The following is a 1,422-nucleotide window of genomic DNA, read 5'->3' as shown; positions in this document are numbered from 1 at the left end:
TTGAAGTGACCCCCAATAGTTGGACAATCCAATTACTGGGGGTCTTTTTATGTCCAAGCACAAAAGAATATTTAAGTTAAAGCTCGCACAACTTGCTGAGCAGGAAAACTCTGAAGCATTAAGTAGAAAGTACAATATTAGCGCTCGGCTTATTCGTTATTGGTTTCAGGTCTACCTGCTTAATGGGTCAAAGAGTTTTATCCATAAACAGTTACCTTATTCAGGCGAGTTCAAAATTCATGTGCTCGAGACGATGGAAATTAATGATTGGTCTTTGGGTTATACTAGCGCCTATTTCGACTTATCATCCCCAGGTATTTTATTTCAATGGCAAAAGCTTTATGCTCACGGGGGTATAACCCAACTAAAACCACAGAAAAAAGGTAGGCCTCGCGTGACGAATCATTCTTCAACTCCTAAACCATCAGCAGACATGTCTGAAAAAGAGCTCAGGGAAGAATTGGATTATCTACGTGCAGAGAACGCAGTCTTAAAAAAGTTAGAAGCCTTGGCTCAGGCCAGAAAGAAAAAAGCAAAGACAAAACGATAGTTGTCGAAGAGCTCAAGGCAAAATACAGCTTACAACACTTATTAAAGGTCACAGGGCTTCCCAAGAGTGTGTATTATTACCATCGTAATACACTGGTTCAGCCCTGTTCCAACACTGACTTGTGCGAAAGAATACGTGATATCTATCACAAGCACAAAGGACGATACGGCTACCGTAGGGTAACTTGCACGCTAAGAGCAATGGGTTTGATGGTTAATCATAAGCGCGTGCAACGCTTGATGGGCGAACTTGGCTTGAAATCAAAAGTCAGACCTAAACGCTACACCTCTTACAAAGGTGAAGTCGGTAGGATCGCTGAAAATGTTCTCAAACGTGAATTTACGGCAAAGAAGCCCAATCAAAAATGGGTGACCGATGTCACTGAATTTAAAGTCAATGGAGAAAAGGTATACCTGTCACCGGTAATAGACCTATTTAACCAAGAAGTGGTCAGCTATGAGGTAAGGACATCTGTCACGCTACCACTAGTGACTGACATGCTTAAAGCCGCAACAGCAAAGCTGTTGAAGCATGAGAGACCACTCATCCACTCAGACCAAGGTTGGCAATATCAAAATAAACGATATCAACAACACCTGAAAAAGCATGGGCTAATCCAAAGTATGTCTCGAAAAGGAAACTGCTTAGACAATGCCGTTGCAGAAAACTTCTTCGGCATATTAAAAACTGAGATGTATCACAATGAGACGTTCAAGGACGCAAATGAACTCATTGAAAACATCAAAGAATACATCGATTATTACAACAACGAACGCATTAAGCTAAAACTAAAAGGCCTGAGTCCGATACAATATCGAAATCAGGCCTTGGTTGCCGCTTAGAAATGAGTCCAACTTATTGGGGTCACTTCA

At 41.4% G+C, this 1,422-nt stretch carries 2 protein-coding genes; both read left to right on the top strand.

Going from position 1 to position 1,422, the window contains the following annotated elements; translation table 11 throughout:
- Positions 1–49 precede the first annotated feature (49 nt).
- The gene (locus P20480_RS18310) at positions 50–550 is read left to right on the top strand and encodes a transposase (protein ID WP_033025587.1); all 501 of its coding nucleotides are present in this window, start codon (positions 50–52) and stop codon (positions 548–550) included.
- Positions 460–1,392, top strand: coding sequence for an IS3 family transposase (locus P20480_RS06720; RefSeq protein ID WP_138922293.1), 933 nt, complete (start codon positions 460–462; stop codon positions 1,390–1,392). Before P20480_RS18310 ends, P20480_RS06720 begins: the two co-directional genes overlap by 91 nt.
- The last annotated feature ends 30 nt before the right edge of the window (positions 1,393–1,422 follow it).

The organism is Pseudoalteromonas sp. BSi20480 (assembly GCF_000241365.1).
GTDB classification, from domain to species: Bacteria; Pseudomonadota; Gammaproteobacteria; order Enterobacterales; family Alteromonadaceae; genus Pseudoalteromonas; species Pseudoalteromonas marina.
Note: the sequence above shows the minus strand (reverse complement) of the source record. Positions and strands in the feature narration are given on the sequence as shown.